Origin of the sequence: Nocardia halotolerans (genome assembly GCF_042650145.1) — a bacterium.
GTDB lineage: Bacteria > Actinomycetota > Actinomycetes > Mycobacteriales > Mycobacteriaceae > Nocardia > Nocardia halotolerans.
On sequence record NZ_JBHSDL010000001.1, the window covers coordinates 56,634 to 75,947 of the forward strand.

General features: G+C 69.1%; 18 protein-coding genes. 15 read left to right on the forward strand and 3 right to left on the reverse strand.

All coding sequences use genetic code 11. The annotated features are described in order from the left end of the window. Positions 1–13: 13 nt before the first annotated feature. The 3 genes from ACFO5K_RS00245 to ACFO5K_RS00255 all read left to right on the forward strand — a co-directional run bounded on the left by ACFO5K_RS00245 (position 14) and on the right by ACFO5K_RS00255 (position 2,422). Positions 14–442 (forward strand): SgcJ/EcaC family oxidoreductase, encoded by a 429-nt coding sequence (locus ACFO5K_RS00245; protein ID WP_378555040.1) that lies wholly within the window; start codon positions 14–16, stop codon positions 440–442. A 120-nt stretch (positions 443–562) separates the two neighbouring features. Further along, the gene (gene hemW, locus ACFO5K_RS00250; protein ID WP_378555173.1) at positions 563–1,750 is read left to right on the forward strand and encodes a radical SAM family heme chaperone HemW; all 1,188 of its coding nucleotides are present in this window, start codon (positions 563–565) and stop codon (positions 1,748–1,750) included. A gap of 429 nt (positions 1,751–2,179) precedes the next feature. Then, positions 2,180–2,422: a hypothetical protein gene (locus tag ACFO5K_RS00255; protein WP_378555041.1), complete on the forward strand. Its 243-nt coding sequence runs from the start codon at positions 2,180–2,182 to the stop codon at positions 2,420–2,422. 62 nt (positions 2,423–2,484) lie between these two features. Here the strand turns inward: ACFO5K_RS00255 and ACFO5K_RS00260 are convergent, their stop codons facing one another. Together ACFO5K_RS00260 and ACFO5K_RS00265 are read right to left on the reverse strand one after the other, a co-directional pair. Beyond that, positions 2,485–4,212, reverse strand: coding sequence for a hypothetical protein (locus tag ACFO5K_RS00260; RefSeq protein WP_378555042.1), 1,728 nt, complete (start codon positions 4,210–4,212; stop codon positions 2,485–2,487). Then, positions 4,200–4,610 (reverse strand): hypothetical protein, encoded by a 411-nt coding sequence (locus tag ACFO5K_RS00265; protein ID WP_378555043.1) that lies wholly within the window; start codon positions 4,608–4,610, stop codon positions 4,200–4,202. The genes ACFO5K_RS00260 and ACFO5K_RS00265 overlap by 13 nt, the downstream gene beginning before the upstream one ends. Positions 4,611–4,908: 298 nt before the next feature. On the opposite strand from ACFO5K_RS00265, the gene hrcA reads away from it, so the two are divergent. From hrcA to ACFO5K_RS00310, 9 genes are all read left to right on the forward strand, one after another. Beyond that, on the forward strand, positions 4,909–5,943 hold the full coding sequence (gene hrcA / locus ACFO5K_RS00270; RefSeq protein ID WP_378555044.1) for a heat-inducible transcriptional repressor HrcA: 1,035 nt from the start codon (positions 4,909–4,911) through the stop codon (positions 5,941–5,943). Between the two features lie 131 nt (positions 5,944–6,074). Beyond that, on the forward strand, positions 6,075–7,235 hold the full coding sequence (gene dnaJ / locus ACFO5K_RS00275; protein WP_378555045.1) for a molecular chaperone DnaJ: 1,161 nt from the start codon (positions 6,075–6,077) through the stop codon (positions 7,233–7,235). A 6-nt stretch (positions 7,236–7,241) separates the two neighbouring features. Beyond that, positions 7,242–7,982 (forward strand): 16S rRNA (uracil(1498)-N(3))-methyltransferase, encoded by a 741-nt coding sequence (locus ACFO5K_RS00280; RefSeq protein WP_378555046.1) that lies wholly within the window; start codon positions 7,242–7,244, stop codon positions 7,980–7,982. A gap of 149 nt (positions 7,983–8,131) precedes the next feature. Continuing rightward, positions 8,132–9,214: a PhoH family protein gene (locus tag ACFO5K_RS00285; protein ID WP_378555174.1), complete on the forward strand. Its 1,083-nt coding sequence runs from the start codon at positions 8,132–8,134 to the stop codon at positions 9,212–9,214. A gap of 79 nt (positions 9,215–9,293) precedes the next feature. After that, the gene (ybeY, locus tag ACFO5K_RS00290) at positions 9,294–9,848 is read left to right on the forward strand and encodes an rRNA maturation RNase YbeY (RefSeq protein WP_378555047.1); all 555 of its coding nucleotides are present in this window, start codon (positions 9,294–9,296) and stop codon (positions 9,846–9,848) included. Next, entirely contained in the window at positions 9,845–11,209 is a 1,365-nt protein-coding gene (locus ACFO5K_RS00295; RefSeq protein ID WP_378555048.1) for a hemolysin family protein, read from the forward strand. The genes ybeY and ACFO5K_RS00295 overlap by 4 nt, the downstream gene beginning before the upstream one ends. Continuing rightward, the gene (locus ACFO5K_RS00300) at positions 11,202–11,537 is read left to right on the forward strand and encodes a cytidine deaminase (RefSeq protein ID WP_378555049.1); all 336 of its coding nucleotides are present in this window, start codon (positions 11,202–11,204) and stop codon (positions 11,535–11,537) included. Before ACFO5K_RS00295 ends, ACFO5K_RS00300 begins: the two co-directional genes overlap by 8 nt. Then, complete coding sequence (era, locus tag ACFO5K_RS00305) at positions 11,530–12,441, forward strand: GTPase Era (RefSeq protein ID WP_378555050.1); 912 nt, start codon at positions 11,530–11,532, stop codon at positions 12,439–12,441. Before ACFO5K_RS00300 ends, era begins: the two co-directional genes overlap by 8 nt. A gap of 89 nt (positions 12,442–12,530) precedes the next feature. After that, positions 12,531–15,371 carry a hypothetical protein gene (locus ACFO5K_RS00310; RefSeq protein WP_378555051.1) on the forward strand — a complete coding sequence of 947 codons (2,841 nt, stop codon included), beginning with the start codon at positions 12,531–12,533 and terminating at the stop codon, positions 15,369–15,371. A 6-nt stretch (positions 15,372–15,377) separates the two neighbouring features. Here ACFO5K_RS00310 and ACFO5K_RS00315 read toward each other — a convergent pair whose 3' ends face one another. Then, entirely contained in the window at positions 15,378–16,805 is a 1,428-nt protein-coding gene (locus ACFO5K_RS00315) for an amidase (RefSeq protein WP_378555052.1), read from the reverse strand. A gap of 147 nt (positions 16,806–16,952) precedes the next feature. Here ACFO5K_RS00315 and recO point away from each other — a divergent pair, with 147 nt between their 5' ends. The 3 genes from recO (at position 16,953) to ACFO5K_RS00330 (ending at position 19,294) form a co-directional block, all read left to right on the forward strand. Continuing rightward, on the forward strand, positions 16,953–17,738 hold the full coding sequence (recO, locus tag ACFO5K_RS00320; protein WP_378555053.1) for a DNA repair protein RecO: 786 nt from the start codon (positions 16,953–16,955) through the stop codon (positions 17,736–17,738). Positions 17,739–18,041: 303 nt separating this feature from the next. Then, positions 18,042–18,854 (forward strand): isoprenyl transferase, encoded by an 813-nt coding sequence (locus ACFO5K_RS00325; protein WP_378555175.1) that lies wholly within the window; start codon positions 18,042–18,044, stop codon positions 18,852–18,854. Positions 18,855–18,940: 86 nt separating this feature from the next. Further along, positions 18,941–19,294 carry a YbjN domain-containing protein gene (locus tag ACFO5K_RS00330; RefSeq protein WP_378555176.1) on the forward strand — a complete coding sequence of 118 codons (354 nt, stop codon included), beginning with the start codon at positions 18,941–18,943 and terminating at the stop codon, positions 19,292–19,294. Positions 19,295–19,314 lie beyond the last annotated feature (20 nt).

A 19,314-nucleotide genomic window follows, 5' to 3' on the forward strand; every position in this document is an offset into this window, starting at 1 on the left:
GCACAGTGGCCGCATGAGCAACGACGTGACCGTGACAGGCCGGACACCCACCGAGATCGACAGCGAAATCACCGCCATCCGCGCCGTTGTGGCGACCATCGCCCATGCGCAGGACAACGAGTTGATCGACGAGTTCATCGGCGTCTTCCGGGAAGACGCGGTGTGGACCACCGGCCACGGCAAGCGCCTGTACGGGCGCCCCGCCATCGCCGAATTCACCGCCCAGGTGTTGCCCGGCGCCACCACACACGGCAAGGCGACCTACGAGATCGAACACGTGCTGTTCCTGCGGCCCGACGTCGCCGCCGTGAAGATCCGGCAGAGCTACTTCACCCTGGACGGCGAGCTCTCGGGGCAGGGCACGCCCATGTACGTGATGACCAAGGAAGACGGCGTCTGGGTGCTGACCGCCAACCAGAACACCCCGGTGGTCGGGGACTGACCGGACCCGCCGCGCTGCTCGGGCGCCGGCGTCGGCCGGTGCAGGGGCCGTGCGGAGCGACGCACCCGGGCCCGGCAGACTGGTGGGGTGACTACCAGCGCAGCTCCCGGGGCTTTCCGCCTGACACCGGCCGACGCCGATCGGCCGGTGCTGCGTGACTTCGGGGGCGGCGCGTTCGGGGTGTACGTGCACGTGCCGTTCTGTGCCACCCGGTGCGGGTACTGCGACTTCAACACCTATACCGCGGGGGAGCTGGGCACCTCCGCGTCGCCGCAGTCGTGGCTGGAAGCCCTGCGTGGCGAGCTCGCGACCGCGGCGACCGAGTTCGGCGCGTTGCCCAGCTCGACGCCCGAGGTCTCGACGATCTTCGTCGGCGGTGGCACCCCGTCGTTGCTCGGCGGCGACGGATTGGCGGCCGTGCTCGACGCGGTGCGGGCGAACTTCACTCTCACCACCGATGCCGAAGTGACCACCGAATCCAACCCGGAATCGACGTCGCCGGAGTTCTTCGAGCGGCTGCGCGCGGCGGGCTACACCAGGATTTCGCTCGGCATGCAGTCGGCCGCGCAGCACGTGTTGAAGGTGCTCGACCGCACGCACACGCCGGGGCGCGCGGTCGCCGCCGCGAAAGAAGCGCGCGCTGCGGGCTTCGAGCACGTCAACCTCGACCTCATCTACGGCACACCCGGTGAGACCGATGCTGATCTCGACGCGAGCCTGGACGCGGTGCTGGCCGCCGGTGTGGATCATGTGTCCGCCTACTCCCTGATCGTCGAAGACGGCACCGCGCTGGCGCGCAAGGTCCGCCGTGGTGAACTGCCCGCACCCGACGACGATGTCCTCGCCGCCCGCTACGAACGCATCGATGCCCGCCTCGCCGCCGCCGGTCTCACCTGGTACGAGGTGTCCAATTGGGCCGCCGACGATTCCGCGCGCTGCCGCCACAATCTCGGCTACTGGGACGGCGGCGACTGGCTCGGCGCCGGACCCGGTGCGCACAGCCATGTCGGCGGCGTTCGCTGGTGGAATGTGAAGCACCCGGCCCGCTACGCCGACCGCGTCGCCCTCGGTGGCCTGCCCGCCGCCGGCTGGGAAGCCCTCACCGACGACGAGCGCTACACCGAACGCCTCATGCTCACCGTGCGACTGCGCACCGGCCTGCCCGTCGCCGACCTGGCCCCCTCGGCCCGCCCCGCGCTAGACCGCGTCCTCGCCGACGGCCTGGCCCACATCACCGGCGACCACCTCGTCCTCACCGACCGCGGTCGCCTGCTGGCCGACGGCATCGTCCGCGACCTCCTGGCCTGACCGCCCTCGGCCGCCGACTCGCACCATCGAGCTGCTGCCCAGGTTGCGGCAGGAGTGGCTCGTTCTGCTGGGCGGTCTCGACGACGCCGACCTCGACGCGGTCTCCGCCTGTCCATGGTCGGCGGAAGCCGGTTGACGGACGCGCACCTGTCCGGCTCGGTGAACGCCGAACTGCTGAAGAACGTCGCTGAGATCGGTCAGCTGCGGCTGCAACGCGCCGTTCGTGATGCCGGCTCGTGACCTGATTTTCCGCGTGGTGGGCGGGCTCACGTCCGGCCCGGAGATCGCCCGGTCACAGGCTTGTTGTGGCCTGATGCACATTGGCAGGAGGGGGCGGCGCACCGGGGTATGTGGAGCGAATTCCCGGTGGGTTCGCGGCCGAAGATAACGATTGGGGGCGTAAGCTTCGGGTCGATCCTAGGGAGCTATATGTCCACCGAACGGCACATCACCCTCGTCCACGAGCAGAGCGAGTTCGCTGAAGCGCGCTCTGCCGAGAAGGCGGAGACCGCCCGTCAGTGCGCGGTAGCCGCACGGACGGTCGCGTCGCATTCCAACGACGCAGACGACTGCGTATCGCTGCTGGCGATGCTGGGTCTGGACGCACTCGCGGGCAAAGAAGTGGGTGCCCCCCACTCGCCGGCTCGCGTCGGCGCCGCACCCCGGCTCTGACCCGGTCCCGGCCGCCCGTTTCGGGTGGCCGTCGCCCGGCTCGCCGACTCGCTGACATCACGTCAGCACCGAGTCGCCGGTACGTGCTGCTCGCCGGGCCTGTCGCCACCGATCGCACCACCCGTGATCGCCGGTAGCGGTCGGCCCAGCAGCGCGTCCGTGTTCTCCCGGGTGATCAAGTAGGCCGGGAGTTCGTGCTCGCTGTCCGCATCGGCGGAACGGGGCGCGGCCGGCCCCATAGCGCACGGGAAGTGCCGATCATTCGGGCGCACCGGTTGACTCGCCGTAGCCACACTGGTGGCCATCGGATTCGCCGTACCGGGGACGCTCGCACCGACAGCCGGCTCCCGTGGCCCGGGACGTACGAACGGCTCGGGGTGTGAGCCCGGTGAGGTCGGTCGGCCCGCACCGATCGCCGAGGGTTCGGGGGCCCCGGCGTGACGCCGCCCATCGTCACCGATCGACGGAGCGACAGCCGGTTCGACGGCTGGCATTACTACGGACGGCGGCATTGCCGCACCGCTGAGCGGCGGAGTGAGCGGCCCGGAATTCGACAGAGCGCTGAACGCCGGATTCGTCACCGCCACGCCATCAGCCGCTGACCGGACCGCCTCGCCAGTCGCCACAACCTGCTTCTCCGCCAGCGGGCCGGTCATGCCATGTTCGCTGGTGCTCGGCCCGGTCGGCTCAGGTCCGGCCGAGTCGGTCTCGCTGCCGTTCAGCTCGGTCGTGCCGGGTTCGTTTGGGCTCGGCTCGGTCGGGCTGGGTTCAGTCGGGCTGGGTTCGGTCGGGTCGCTGGTGTCCGGCCCGTTTGTGCCTGGCCGGCTCGTATCGACGCCGAGTTCTTCTGGTGCGGACACGGAATCTCCAGCCACTGACCGGGCCTCGCTCGCCGAGCCATTCGGGTTTGCAGCGTCCCGCTCTTCGTCAGCCCCCAGGCGAGATGACGAGTCGTCTGCGGCGTCCATCTCCGAACCCATCCGCTCGTCCAGGTCGGGGTCGCGACCTTTTTCGCCTGCGCCGGCGCCGAAACCTGACTGTTCGCCCCTTTCCGCGCCGGCGACAGGCACCTCGCTCGCCACCAGGGCAGTGCCATCACCCGATACCCGATCAAAAGCTGTCTGCGCCGGACTCGGTACCTCGACCATCTCTGCGACTGCGGCCGACAAAGGCCAACCGTGAGCCATCCCGGCCGTCCCTTCCACTCCGGCCGTTTCGGTGAGATGCCGGTGATCAGTGCTGTCCGAATCGGGTCCGAAAAAGGGACTCGGTATCGGTATCACAGGGATCTGTCCGTACAGCGCGCCGAACGGCACCACATACCGCTGGTGCATCGCCACCTGCGCGTCCTCCTGCGCAGCAGATATCGCACTGTGCGTGGACATCTCGTCAGCCGACCACACCGGCCCGCCCGAGACCTCGCTCATCTGCGGGATCGCGTACTTCGCCGAAACGATCGCCTCGGCGGCGGCTCGGACGATGCCCGGCAGCTCGTCGAGCACGACCGCCAGCTCACGCGCCTGCGTGAGATAGGTACTGATCGCCGCTGCCGCCGCGCTCGCGCCGACACCTGACCAAGCCTCGGCCAGGGTTTCCCCGATCGCCCGGTCGAACGCCCGCAACCCGGTTTCCCAGTACCGGGCGAGCCGCTCGAAATCGTCCGCCTGCCCGAATGCCACGGTGACATCGAGCGGAGCGAAGGCCGCGGCGATCTCCCGGTGCCGCCACGATCGGGTGTTCTCACCGCCACCCGGTACGTCGACCCCCGCGTCCGCGCTCACTGCGACCATGACGCGAGCCGATCATGCGCTCCCGCGGCGGAGTCACGGAACCGACCGGCCCACTCGGCATCGGCGGCCGTCATCCGATCCCGCACGATCCGATGGGCCCGTCGAAGATCCGCGACGATCCGTTCGTGGGCGTCCATCGCCACACCGATGCTGTTCTCGTGCCCGCTCGCCGTCGCCCGCAATCGCGCCACCAGCGCTGGACCCGATATCAACCGGGCATCGCCTTCGCCCAGACCCCAGTGCGCCTGATCGCCGATCTGCGCCGACAGCGTCCGCACCCGGTCGATGACGTCGAGGAACTCCGTACATGCCCGGTCGATGCCGACGAATTCGGCTGGGCTGACGAATACCGCACCACCCGCACCGCGCCCTGTCTCGCCGATCCCGTTCTGCCGCATGGTCTATCCCTTCCCGCCCGCCGAAGACACCCGGAAAATGCTGGTGAATCCCTTGCTCAGAGCCGAACGTACGGCCGCGGAAAAAGTCGGACAAGACCCGAACAGCGCCCTGTGGACAACTCGGGGCTGTGGAGAACTTTCGCTGCACACCGAGCCCGGTCGTGAACCCGTGTGGACGGGGCGAGCCGGGACAGGACAATTAGACTGGACAACAAGACGCTCCGAGCGCCCGCGTGGGAGTCTGTGCGAAAGCACGCGGGACGATGAAGTACCCGGCACGAGCGAGGAGGTGGGGTCGATGGCTTCGAGCACCGAAGATCGGCGATTCGAGGTCCTGCGAGCAATCGTCGCGGACTACGTCGCCACCAAGGAACCGATCGGCTCGAAGTCGCTGGTGGAACGGCACAACCTGGGCGTCTCCAGCGCGACGGTCCGCAACGACATGGCCGTGCTGGAAGCCGAGGGCTACATCGCCCAGCCACACACCAGTTCGGGCCGTGTCCCCACCGACAAGGGCTACCGCGAGTTCGTCGACCGGATCGCCGAGGTGAAACCGCTCTCCGGCGCCGAACGGCGCGCGATCATGGAATTCCTCGAATCCGGCGTGGACCTCGACGACGTGCTGCGCCGCGGTGTGCGCCTGCTGGCCCAGCTCACCCGCCAGGTCGCGGTCGTGCAATATCCCACGGTCTCGGCATCGATCGTGCGCCACATCGAGGTCGTCGCGCTCAACCCCGCACGCCTGCTGCTGGTGGTGATCACCGACACCGGGCGCGTCGACCAGCGCATCGTCGACCTCGGCGAGGTGATCTCCGAAGATGATCTGGCCGCGGTGCGCGCACTGCTCGGCGGGGCGATGGACGGCAAACTGTTGTCGGTGGCCAGCGCTTCGGTGGCCGGGCTGCCCGAGCGCGCGCCCGCCAAGATCCGGGACGTGCTGGTCCGGGTGTCGACCGTGCTGGTCGAAACCCTGGTGGAGCATCCCGAGGAACGCCTCGTCCTCGGCGGTACCGCCAACCTCACCCGCAATGTCGCCGACTTCGGTTTCCCCGGTTCACTGCGCACCGTGCTCGAAGCGCTCGAGGAACAGGTGATCGTGCTCAAGCTGCTCGCCGCCGCCCAGCAGCCGGGTCAGGTGATGGTGCAGATCGGCGAGGAAACGCAGGTCGAGCAGATGCGCGGCACCTCGGTGGTGTCGACCGGCTACGGTGCGGCGGGCGCGGTACTGGGTGGCATGGGTGTGCTCGGACCGACCCGGATGGACTACCCGGGCACCATGGCGTCGGTGGCGACCGTGGCCCGCTACATCGGCGAGGTACTGGCCGAAAGGTGACGGCCGACTCGGGATCGGCCCGACCCGGACTGTTAGGGTCGGTACTTCGGCCGGTAAAGTTGAGTGGATTCGACTAAAGGATGCGCCCGGCGCTCGGCTGGACCACAGCGACCAAGGACTAGAGAACTCAAGTGGCACGGGATTACTACGGACTGCTCGGCGTCGGCAAGAACGCCAGTGATCAGGAGCTCAAGCGCGCCTACCGCAAGCTGGCTCGCGAACTGCACCCCGACGTGAACCCGGACGAGGCCGCACAGGCCAAGTTCAAGGAAGTCTCCACCGCCTACGAGGTGCTGACCGATCCGGAGAAGCGCCGGATCGTCGACCTCGGTGGCGACCCGCTCGAAAACGGCGGTGGCGGCGGTGGCGCGGGATTCAGCGGCGCGGGTTTCGGTGGCCTCGGCGACGTCTTCGAGGCGTTCTTCGGCGGAATGGGCGGCCAGGCCGGCGGTGCGCGCAAGCCGCGCGGCCGGGTGCAGCCGGGCGCCGACTCGCTGATCCGCACACGACTGAGCCTGGCCGAATGCGCGGTGGGGGTCACCAAGCACCTCACCGTCGACACCGCCATCCTCTGCGACATCTGTCACGGCGCGGGCACCAACGGCAACTCCAAGCCGGTGCGCTGCGAGACCTGTGACGGTGCGGGCGAGGTGCAGTCGGTGCAGCGTTCGTTCCTCGGTCAGGTGCTCACCTCGCGCCCCTGCCCGACCTGCCGCGGCGCGGGCGAGACCATCCCCGATCCCTGCCACAAGTGTGGTGGCGACGGTCGGGTGCGCGCGCGTCGTGAGATCGCCGCGCCGATTCCGGCCGGTGTCGCCAGCGGTATGCGGGTGCGCCTGGCTGCCCAGGGTGAGGTCGGCCCCGGTGGCGGCCATGCCGGTGACCTCTACGTCGAGGTCGTCGAGCAACCGCACGACACGTTCGTCCGGGACGGCGACGACCTGCACTGCACCGTGCGGGTGCCGATGGTCGACGCGATCCTGGGCACGACCGTGGTCGTCGACACCATCCTCGACGGTCCCACCGAGCTCACCATCGCCGCGGGAACACAGCCCGGCGAGGTCATCCAGCTGCGCGGACACGGCATGCCCAGGCTGCGCTCCGGCGCGCGTGGTGATCTGCTCGCCCACCTCGACATCGTCGTGCCGACCAAGCTCGACGGTAAGCAGACCGACCTGCTGCGCAAGTTCAAGGTCATGCGTGACAAGGATCGCGCCGAGGTGATGTCGTCGCAGTCCGAGCACAACAGCGGCCTGTTCGCCCGGCTGCGCGCCTCCTTCAGCGGACGCTGACCCGCGATGGCCGCGACGGTCTTCTACCTCGACGAGGTGCCCGAGCCGGGTGCGGTCGCGGTACTGGACGGTCCGGAGGGCCGCCACGCGGCGACCGTGCGGCGGATCAGGGTCGGCGAGCCGATCACCCTGTCCGACGGGCACGGTGTGCTCGCCGATTCCGAGGTCGTCGCGGCCCAGAAGGATCGACTCGAACTCGCGGTGCGCGAACGGCGCATCGCCGCGCCGCCCACCCCGCGGGTGACGGTCGTACAAGCCCTGCCGAAGTCGGACCGTTCGGAACTGGCGGTCGAACTGATGACCGAGGCGGGCGCGGATCTGATCGTGCCGTGGCAGGCCCAGCGATGTGTCGCGAACTGGGCAGCCAAGGCGGCCAAAGGTATCGAGAAGTGGCGGGCCGCGGCCAAGTCGGCGGCCCGGCAGTCCCGGCGTGCCTACATTCCCGAGGTGGCCGATCTGTGCCGCACCAGCGATCTGGTCGAACTCGTGCGCAAAGCGAAGGCCGACGGTGCGGTCGTGGCAGCGCTGCACGAGTCCGGTGCGGGCAAGTTCACCGAACTACCCCTGGCGCAGGCCGGTGAAGTGGTGCTGATCGTCGGCCCGGAAGGCGGCCTGGACGACACCGAACTGGCCGCCCTGGCGGCCGCGGGCGCCGAGATCGTGCTGCTCGGCCCGACGGTGCTGCGCACCTCCACCGCGGCCGCGGTCGCGCTCGGCGCGCTGGGGGCGTTGACCTCGCGTTGGTGAGCCCGTAGTGGCTTGTACCACGAGCGTGTTTTTAACCGCTGTGCGGTGTCGGTGTGCGGCGGTAAACTGGAATCATCGAACACCAGGTCGAGACCGGAAGCAGGCTATAGCCACTTTTGAAGAAAACAGGCGAGATCGGCGATCCCACCATCCCAGTAACCGGCGTCGGCACCGACGGTAGCGGCGCCACCCCCGCGGCGCGAACCGTGCGTTCGAGCATCGAACTCGCCCCGGACTCCGTTTTTCCCTTCCTCGGCTCGGCCGATCAGAACTTGCGTCAGCTCGAGACGCTGCTGTCCGCGGACATCCATGTGCGCGGTAGCACGGTCACCATCACCGGCAAGGCCGGCGATGTGGCGCTGGCCGAGCGGGTCATCGAGCAGCTCGTGGCGCTGACCGGCCGCAATCGGGTGATCACACCGGAAGCGGTCCGGCACACCGTGTCGATGCTCACCGACTCGGGTGTGTCCGAGTCGCCGGCCGAGGTGCTGAGTCTGGACATCCTGTCGCGGCGCGGCAAGACCATCCGGCCCAAGACACTGAACCAGAAGCGTTATGTCGACGCGATCGATGCCAACACCATCGTGTTCGGCATCGGCCCGGCCGGTACCGGCAAGACCTACCTGGCGATGGCCAAGGCGGTGCAGGCCCTGCAGACCAAGCAGGTGACCCGCATCATCCTGACCAGGCCCGCGGTCGAAGCCGGTGAGCGGCTGGGCTTCCTGCCCGGCACGCTCAACGACAAGATCGACCCGTATCTGCGGCCGCTCTACGACGCGCTGCACGACATGATGGATCCCGAAGCCATCCCGAAGCTGCTGGCTTCCGGGGTGATCGAGGTCGCGCCGCTGGCGTACATGCGCGGACGCAGTCTCAACGATTCGTTCATCATCCTCGACGAGGCGCAGAACACCACCGCCGAGCAGATGAAGATGTTCCTCACCCGTCTGGGCTTCGGTTCGAAGATGGTGGTCACCGGTGACATCTCGCAGGTCGACCTGCCCAACGGGCAGCGCTCGGGGCTGCGGGCGGCCGCGGAGATCCTCACCGATATCGACGACATCCACTTCTCGGAACTCACCAGCTCCGATGTGGTGCGCCACCGGTTGGTCTCCGACATCGTCGACGCCTACGACCGCTTCGAGTCCGACACCCGCGCGGTCCCCGGCCCGCACTACCCGGGTAATCGGGCCCAGCGCCGAGCGGCGGGTCGCGGCGGCGACCGGCGGTGAATTCGGCGACCCAGCGCGTGTGTTCACGGCCCCGGCGGGCCGTGAACACCGCTGGTGGGGGGCACCGTACCCTGAACAGGTGAGTATCGAGATCGCCAACGAATCGGGTATGGACATTCCCGAAGAAGACCTGGTCAGCGTCGCACGTTTCGTGATCGGCCGGATGGACGTGCATCCGGCCGCCGAACTGTCGATGGTGCTCGTCGATCTCGACACCATGGCCGATCTGCATGTGCGCTGGATGGACCTGCCCGGCCCCACCGATGTGATGTCGTTCCCCATGGACGAACTCGAGCCGGGCGGGCGCCCCGACAGCCCCGAACCCGGCCCGTCGATGCTCGGTGACATCGTGCTGTGCCCGGAGTTCGCGATGGGCCAGTCGCAGAAGGCCGGTCATTCGCTCGATCACGAGCTGGCGCTGCTCACCGTGCACGGCGTGCTCCACCTGCTCGGCTACGACCATGCCGAGCCGGAGGAGGAGAAGGAGATGTTCGCGTTGCAGGCCCAGCTGCTCGAGGAGTGGTATGTGAGCCTGCGCGAGGAGCAGCGCCGTGCCGAGCTGGCCGAACGCGACGCCCGCCTCCTGGGTAAGGCAGGATTCACCGCGCCGGGTGACGCGCTGGGCCCCGCGTGAGTTCGTTGATCCAGATCCTGCTGACGATCGGGTTGATCGGCCTCGGCGGGGTGTTCGCCGGTGTCGATTCGGCGCTGAACACGGTCTCGCGCGCGCGGCTCGACGACATGGTCCGCGAGGATCGTTCCGGTGCCGCGCGGCTGCGCACGATCGTCGACGACCGTCCGCGGTATGTGAACCTGATGGTGCTGTTGCGCATTCTGTGCGAGATCAGCGCCACCGTGCTGCTGGCCGCGGCGGCCCTCGAACTGTGGTCGGCGGGCACGGCGCTGCTGGTCACCGCAGCCCTGATGGTGGTGGTCTCCTACGTGGTGATCGGGGTCGGCCCGCGCACGCTGGGCCGCCAGCACGCGTATTCGATCGCGCTGGCCGCCGCGGTGCCGATGCAGATCATCGGCGCGGTGCTGAGCCCGGTGAGCAGGTTGCTGATCCTGCTGGGCAATGCCATCACTCCCGGTAAGGGTTTCCGCAACGGTCCGTTCGCCTCCGAGATCGAACTGCGTGAGGTGGTCGACATGGCCCGCGAGCGCGGGGTGGTGGCCGACGACGAACGCCGGATGATCCAGTCGGTGTTCGAGCTCGGTGACACCGCGGCCCGCGCGGTGATGGTCCCGCGCACCGAGATGGTGTGGATCGAGAACGACAAGACCGCCGCCCAGGCGATGTCGCTGGCGGTGCGGTCGGGGCACTCCCGGATTCCGGTGATCGGCGAGAACGTCGACGACGTGCGCGGCGTGGTGTACCTCAAAGACCTCGTGCCCTATGCCGATCGCAGCCGCCGGGTGTCGGTGCGCGATGTGATGCGCCCGGCGATCTTCATCCCCGATTCCAAGCCGCTGGACGCGCTGCTCGACGAGATGCAACGCCGCCGCAATCACATGGCCCTGCTCGTCGACGAGTACGGCGGCATCGCCGGGCTGGTCACCATCGAAGATGTGCTCGAGGAGATCGTCGGGGAGATCGCCGACGAATACGACACCGACGAGACGCCGCCGGTGGAGGACCTGGGCGAGGGCCGCTACCGGGTCTCGGCGCGGTTGTCGGTGGAAGACCTGGGCGAGCTCTACGGCCTCGAGCTCACCGACGACGACGTCGACACCGTCGGTGGTCTGCTGGCCCACGAGCTGGGCCGCGTCCCGCTGCCCGGCTCCAAGGTGACCGTGTACGGGCTGGTGCTGCGCGGCGAGGGTGGCGCCGATGCCCGCGGCCGCATGCGGGTCAACACCGTGCTGGTGCGCCGCGCGGCCGAGCAAGCCGACAACACAGACAAGCCCGGTAAGGGCACGACCGACGAGGCGGCCGACGACACCGATCAGGTGCGCGTGGGCAGGTCCGAGAACAATGGAGACACCGATGAGTGAACTGGACGCCGAGGACAACAAACTGCTGGTGCTGGCGCGTGGCGCGCTGGGCCGCACCGGTGGTGCGAGCGGCGCCGCGGTGCGCGACACCGACGGCCGCACCTACGCCGCCGGCGAGGTGACCCTGACCGCGCTGCGCCTGACCGCGTTGCAGGCCGCCGTGGCCGCCGCCATCTCGAGCGGTGCCGAGGGCTTCGAGGCGGCCGTGGTCGTCGGTGGTGACGCGCCGGACGCGGGTGTCGACGCCGTTCGTGAGGTCTCGCCCGCGGCGGCGATCATCCGCACCGACCGCACCGGCGCCGTGCTGAGCGAGGTGCACGGTGGCTGATTCGGGTAAGGAGTTCCGTTCCGGGTTCGTCTGTTTCGTCGGCCGCCCGAACACCGGCAAGTCGACGCTCACCAACGCGCTGGTCGGGACCAAGATCGCGATCACCTCGTCGCGCCCGCAGACCACCCGCCACACCATCCGCGGCATCGTGCACCGCGACGACGCCCAGCTGATCCTGGTCGACACCCCCGGTCTGCACCGCCCGCGCACCCTGCTGGGTCAGCGGCTCAACGACCTCGTGCGTGACACCTATTCCGAGGTCGACCTGATCGCGCTGTGCATCCCGGCCGACGAGAAGATCGGCCCCGGTGACCGCTGGATCGTCGAGCAGATCAAGCTGATGGCGCCCAAGACCAAGATCCTCGGCGTGGTCACCAAGATCGACAAGGTGGGCCGTGACGCGATCGCCCACCAGCTGATGGCGTTGTCGAAGCTGCTCGGTCCCGACGCCGAGGTGGTGCCGGTGTCGGCGGTCAAGGGTGAACAGGTCGAGGTGCTCGTCGACGTGATCGCCGCGCAGATGCCCGCGGGCCCGGCGTTCTACCCCGACGGCGAGATCACCGACGAGCCGGAGGAAACCCTCATGGCCGAGCTGATCCGCGAGGCCGCGCTCGAGGGTGTGCGCGATGAACTGCCGCACTCACTGGCCGTGGTGATCGAGGAGATCGAGCCCTACGAGGCCAACGAGGACATGCTCGAGGTGCACGCCCTGCTCTATGTGGAGCGGCCGAGCCAGAAGGCGATCATCATCGGCAAGAACGGGTCGCGCCTCAAGGAGGTGGGCACCAATGCCCGCAAGCAGATCGAGCACATTCTCGGTACCCGGATCTACCTGAATCTGCACGTGAAGGTGGCCAAGGACTGGCAGCGCGATCCGAAACAGCTGGGGAAGCTGGGCTTTTGACCGGTTGACGGGCGGCCGGTCGGGGTATCGTTCGGCGAACGCGCCGGAGTTCTCGGCGTGCTCGTGGATCGTCCGGGGAGGCCGTGCAAGTGCCCGATACCAATGATGTCGGCAAGCTGTTGGAGTTGCTGCGGGCCTTGGAGATTCCCGATACCCGCCCGGGCGTGTGGCGCACCTTGGTGCACGGCAGGCGGACCCTGCCACGGCCGATCGTCGAGTTGGTCGGCGTGGGCGGCCACACCGCCCTGGTCACCGACCTCTACAGCTGGCTCGGTGAATCCGGCGGCAGGCGGGCCACCCCACGCGCCAAGATCGATCTGCACGCCCCGGATCTGCCGCCGACCGCGCTCACCCCGGATGTCAACGCGTTCAACGCCGGACCGCACGCCGACGACCAGGAGATCCCCGGTCACTGCCTGCCCATCATCCAGCACCTGGTGGCCGGTTTCGCCACCGACGACACGGCGATGGGTGCGATCAAGTTCCCGCGCTACCGCACCGCCGACTGGCTCACCAGGCAACGCGTCACCAGCGATGAGTCCGAGGCGCCCGACGAACTGCGCCGCCGGCTGCCCACCCTGTTGCGCAGTGGTTCACCGGCCAGCCGCTCCGATGCCGCCGAAGGCGTTGCCGGCGACACCATTTCGCGGGTGGTCTTCGGTGTGCTCGCACTGTGGCCGGTGCTGCGATTGTGGCTGTGGGTGTCCGGGCGCATTCCGGGCATGTCGAAAGTGTCGCGCTGGTTTCTGCACCAGCGTTACCTCGCACCCGAATTGTCGGGCAGTTTCCTGGGTTTCGCGGCGCGCCTGACCGCGTCGCACCGGGTGGACGAGAACGAGGAGCAGGTCGCCAAACTGCTGGTGCACGCCTTCCTGGAAGACCTGCGCGACGCCTATCGCCGCCGGATCTGGCGCCCGTCGAGCTGGCGGCGCACCGCCTATCCGGTGGCGCTGCTCGGTGGCCTGGCCGAGGGCGGCGACGGTGCGCGCATTCTCACCTGGATCAACGAGATCCGTAACGAGACCGGCCTTTTCGATCCGCTGGTGGTGGTGGCCTTCCGCGACGAAGGTCCGCACCGCGAGGTGGGCGAACTGTCCCACATCAGTGATCTGCGAACCCTGCGCTGCCTCGAGGGCCTGGCCGATCAGCCGAGCGCGCAACCGCCGGACCCGTTGCAGATCTGGTTGCGCGAGATCGACAACCGCCGCACCCATCGCCAGACCGACGCGTGGTTCCTGCCGCTGCGGGCCTTCCTGCCCAACGACACGCCACCGCAGATCGGTGACCCGCGGTTCCGCGGCCAGGCCCTGCCGCCCGCCCCGCCGATGGCCGCGCGCAGCTGGTTCGTCGGCTTGTGTGTGCTGATCCCGATCGCGCTGGCCGTCGGCGCCGCCCTGATCTACTTCCCGCCCCTGCGTGGGGCGCCGTGCGCGCAGTGGCCGTGGACCGCCGGGGTGGGCGTCGGCATGGTCGACGGCGAATGCGTGGGCTACAGCGACAACGTGGCGCAGACCTTCACCGACGACCCCGAACTCACCGCGATTCAGCGAGAAGTGTTCCGCCTCAACAAAGCTGCCGGGCACGCGCGCGAGAACAACCCGAAGCGGCCGCTGGTCTCACTGGTGTATTTCGCCGGACTCAGTTACCTCGACACCAACGTGCGCTACCCGCACGCTCAGGTCGAGGAGCTGGCGGGGCTGGCCGTGCAGCAGCGCCGGGCCCTGCTGGCCTCCGACGAGTCCGAACCCCTGCTGCGCGTCATCGTCGCCAACGGCGGAACCGATATGCGGCACGCGCGTTCGGTGGTCGAGCATCGGTTGCGACCGCTGATCGCCGATGACCCCAGCGTGCTGGGCGTGATCGGGATCGACCGCAGCACCGAGGAAACCCGCCGGGCCATCACCCGTCTCGGCGAGCTGGGGGTGCCCGCGGTCGCGACCACGTTGTCGGCCGACGGTCTCGACCAGGCCTCACCGCTGTATTTCCAAGCGGCGCCGAGCAATACGGTGCAGGCACGGCTGATCGGCGACTACGTCCAGGGCGCGCGCAACCTCGACGGCACACCCCGCTACGAAAAGGTGCGGATCTATCATCCCGAAGCCGCCGACGACCTGTACGTGACCACCCTGGTCAGCGACCTGCAGGCTGAGCTCGCCGCCCGCGGTGTACCCCAGCAGAGTGCGAGCTGGCGCGAACAACAGCAGCTCTACCGTTTCCCCGCACCGTGTGAGACCGCGGACTTCGACCGCTCCACCCTGCTGTTCTTCGCCGGCCGCAACGACGACTTCCCGACCTTCGCCAAAGCCGTGAGCCGCGGCTGCCTCAGCGGCGACGGTCCGGCGATCCTGGGCAACGACGCGGTGACCCGGCTGATCACCGACCCGAAGGCCACCGCAGCACTGCCGGCCAACCTGACCGTGCGCTACGTCGCCAAGGCCGCCCCGGTGATGCTCGGCGGCGCCGATTGCGTGCGCGGTGTCGGCCGGCTCGGCGACCAGCCGGTGCCCTTCGAACACGAACAGTTGTGCGCGGAGCTGGCCCGCCTGATCGAAGACCTGCGCACCTACCCCGGCCTCGACGACTACCAGCCGACCTGGGCGGGGGATCGCACCGGCCTGGCCTTCGACGTGAGCGGCCTGTTCCTGCAGGCGGTGCGCAGCAGTCGCGGCGTGCTCGGCGATCAGCCGCCGAACCGGACCGCGATCGCGGTGCAGTTGCGGGAGAACGACTATCGCGGTGTCACCGGCACGCTCGGGTTCTCCACCCAGCGGGTCGCCGACGGATCGTCGATCGCGGTGCTCGTCACCACGGCCGTCGGCGGGGGCGGTCCACAGCGCTGCCTGGTGATGTATCCGCGCCGGTCCGGTCAGGACGGGTGTCCGGCGGGTACCAAGAGCGAGCTGGAAGGCTGGCGCGAACCGAACCGGTGAGCGGGTTCACCACCACGGTCGTGGGCGGCGCAGATCCCAGCGCAGCTCCGACTCGAGCTGGGCGGCCACCGAGATCAGCAGCGGTTCGGTGTTCGCGGTGCCCATCAGTTGCGCGCCGATCGGCAGCCCGTCGTCGGTGAAACCGGCCGGGACGTTCACGCTCGGCCAGCCCAGCACGTTCCACGGCCAGGTGTAGGGGCAGGCGGCGGTGATCAGGCTGTTGGTGGCGCGGACACCGATGCCGTCGATCTGTTCGGCCGGTGGCGGCAGCGTGGCGGTGGTCGGTGCCAGTACCAGGTCGTAGTCGTCGAAGAAGGCGCCGATCCTCTTCTGCAGCAACGGCTCCGCGCGCCGCGCAGCGGCCAGCACCGGGCCGCCCAGCAGTCGCCCGGCGCGCGCGTTGGCCGTGGTGCGCGGGTCGACGACCGCACCGGGCATGCCGCGGTGCACGGCGCTGATCCCGGCCAGCGAACGCGGCAGGAACGACGCGCCGATCAGCACTCCGTAGTGCAGGTCGGCCACGGTGACCGTGTGGCCGAGCGTGCGCAGGGTGGCGGCCATCGCGTGTACCGCCGCCGCGATCCGGGGGTCGAGCGCGGTCTTCGACGCGGTGAACGGAATGCGCAGCGACAGTGCGATTCGCAGCTTGCCCGGATCGCGCCCGAGCGCCGCGCGGGCGTCGATGGGTGCGGGGGTGTGCCGGTCGCCGCTGTGCGGCCCGGCGGCCACATCGAGTAGCAGTGCGGCGTCGCGCACGGTGCGCGCGAGCGGCCCGTTGACGGTGAGCCCGTGGAACGCCTCGGCCAACGGCCAGGTGGAGATGCGGCCACGCTGCGGTTTGATCCCCACCAGATGGGTCCACGCCGCGGGAATCCGCACCGATCCCGCGCCGTCGGAGCCCAGTGCGGCCGGCACCAGTCCGGCGGCCACCGCGGCGGCCGACCCGCCCGAGGACCCACCGGGAGTGCGGGTGCGGTCCCAGGGATTGCGGGAGTGGCCGAACGCGGCGCCGCTGGTGAACGGCAGCTGGCCCAGCTCACAGGTGTTGGCCTTGCCCACGATCACCGCACCGGCCGCGCGCAATCGGCGCACCGCTTCGGCGTCGTCGGTTTTCGGCGCGAATTCGCCGCCACATCCGAAGGCGGTGATCTCGCCGGCGACATCGGTGTCGTCTTTGACCGCGATCGGTACGCCCAGCAGCGGCAACCGGGTGCCCGCGGCCAGACGCGCGTCGGCGTCGGCGGCCTCGCGCAGGGCGGTTTCGCGGCGCACGACCCGGAAGGCGTTGAGCGTGGGCTGGGTAGCCTCGATCCGGTCGAGCGCGGCGGTGACGGCCGCGACCGAGGAGACCGTGCCCGCGGCGATCGCCGCGGACAGTTCGGTGAGGCCGAGGTCGGCCGTGGAATCCGGTGCGGCACGGTCGGGCGCGGACATGTGAGCTCCGTCTCTGCTGGTGAACTACTCGACGGTAACGCGATACTGGTCACACGTCCACATTCGGTGCGGGATCCCGACCGCCGACCGCCGCCCGGCGACCGTGTCCGTGCCGGCGGTGTCGGGCCGACGTGCAAGACTTGCCGCGTGCGGTTGTATCGGGACGAGGCGGTGGTGGTCCGCCAGCACAAGCTGGGCGAGGCCGATCGCATCGTCACGCTGTTGACCAGGCAACACGGTCTGGTGCGCGCGGTGGCCAAGGGGGTGCGGCGCACCAAGTCGAAGTTCGGTGCCCGGCTCGAGCCGTTCGCCTACATCGACGTGCAACTGCATCCCGGACGCACACTCGACATCGTCACCCAGGTCACCACGGTCGAGGCTTTCGCCGCCGACATCATCGACGATTACGGCCGCTACACCACCGCCTGCGCGATCCTCGAAACCGCCGAGCGTCTGGCGGGCGAAGAACGCGCACCGGCCCCGAAACTGCACACGCTCACCGCCGGCGCGCTGCGCGCCATCGCCGCCAAGCAGCGCCCACACGAACTGATCCTCGACGCCTACCTGCTGCGCGCCATGGGTTTCGCCGGATGGGCACCCGCGCTCGACGAATGCGCCCGCTGCGCCACCCCCGGCCCGCACCGCGCCTTCCACGTGGCCGCCGGTGGCGCGGTCTGTGTGCACTGCCGCCCACCGGGGGCGAACACCCCGGCCACCGGTGTGCTCGAACTGCTCATGGCCCTGCTGAAGGGGGAGTGGGCCTACGTCGGCGGCGTCCCCGACCACATCCGCCGCCAGGCCAGCGGTCTGGTGGCCGCCCACCTGCAGTGGCACCTGGAACGCCAACTGCGCACGCTGCCGCTGATCGAACGCACCCGCGTCGAGTCGTCGAGTAGTCAGTCCGATGTCGCGGTGGCCGGTCACACGGGCTGACTCAGATCGCCTGCGGAGGGGGCCAGCCGCCTCGATGTGGCGGCGAGCGACCCGAAGGTTACCGACCGACCGGTACTCGCGGCGGCCGACTGGGGTCGGTACTCGTGTATGGAAGGCGGCGAGTCACGCTTGCGGCGCTGGAGCCTCTGATGCGCTGCGGCTGGTGTTCAGGTGGCGGCGGTGGAGCCCGTGTGGGTCTCGTGGGGCGATCAGGCTTCGGCGGTGGAGCCCGTGTGGGTCTCGTGGGGGCGATCAGGCTTCGGCGGTGGAGCCCGTGCGGGCATCGTGGGGCGATCAGGCAGGATGGTTGCCGTGATCCTCCGCCGTGACTCCGCCGCTGGGAACAGGTCGGCCCGCACTGTCCGCCCGCCGTCGCAACACCCCTCCGGGGCCCGTCCGCCCGAGATCCCGGCAGAGCTGGTGCCCAATCATGTCGCGCTGGTGATGGACGGTAACGGGCGCTGGGCGCAGGAGCGCGGACTGCCACGCACCGCCGGCCACGAACGCGGCGAGGCCGTGCTGATGGACTCGGTGGAAGGCTGCATCGAGATCGGGGTGAAGTGGCTCTCGGCCTATGCCTTCTCCACCGAGAACTGGCGGCGCAGCCCCGACGAGGTGCGCTTCCTGATGGGCTTCAACCGCGACGTGATCCGCCGCCGCCGCGACGAGATGCACGAGATGGGGGTGCGGGTGCGCTGGGCCGGTCGCCGGCCTCGCCTGTGGCGCAGCGTGATCAAAGAGCTCGAGGTGGCCGAGGAGCTCACCAAGGACAACGACGTGATGACGCTGACCATGTGCGTCAATTACGGCGGCCGCGCCGAGATCGCCGATGCCGCACGTGAAATCGCCCGGCGGGTCGCGGCGGGGGAGATCGACCCGGACAAGGTCGACGAGGCCACTGTCGCCAAGTACCTCGATGAACCCGATATGCCCGATGTCGACCTGTTCCTGCGCCCTTCCGGCGAGTTCCGCAGCTCCAATTTCCTCATCTGGCAGGCTGCCTACGCCGAATTCGTTTACCAGGACACGCTTTTCCCCGACTTCGATCGGCGTAACCTGTGGGACGCGTGCCTGGAATACGCCAGGCGCGATCGTCGCTTCGGCGGCACCAAATGAGCGATGAACCGAACGACGGAGCCGACATGAACGCGGCGGTCACGCCCGAAATCGATCTGCAGGCCCGCACCGGTGCCTGTCTGCAGATGCAGGACCTCGACGTGCGCGTCGATGCCGACGGCTCGCTGGGCTTCGAGTACGACGGGGCGCTGTGCTCGATCCGCGCCGTCACGCTCGCGCCCGGCCTGACGGTGCTGTCGCTGACCAGCGTGCTGGCCTGGGATCGACCGCTGAAGCCACAGCTGCACAAGCGGGTCGCCGAACGCAACAACGAGATCCAGTTCGGCTCGGTCACCCTGATCGGGCGCGGCAAACTGGGTGATGTGATCCTGCGCTACACGTTCCCGGCCGAGGGCCTCGACGATCAGGCCCTCACCACGATGCTGCTGCTGGCACTGTCGGGCGCGAGCCGGGCCCGCCAGGGATTGCTCGCGCCGTAGTTGTCAGATGGTCGGCGCCA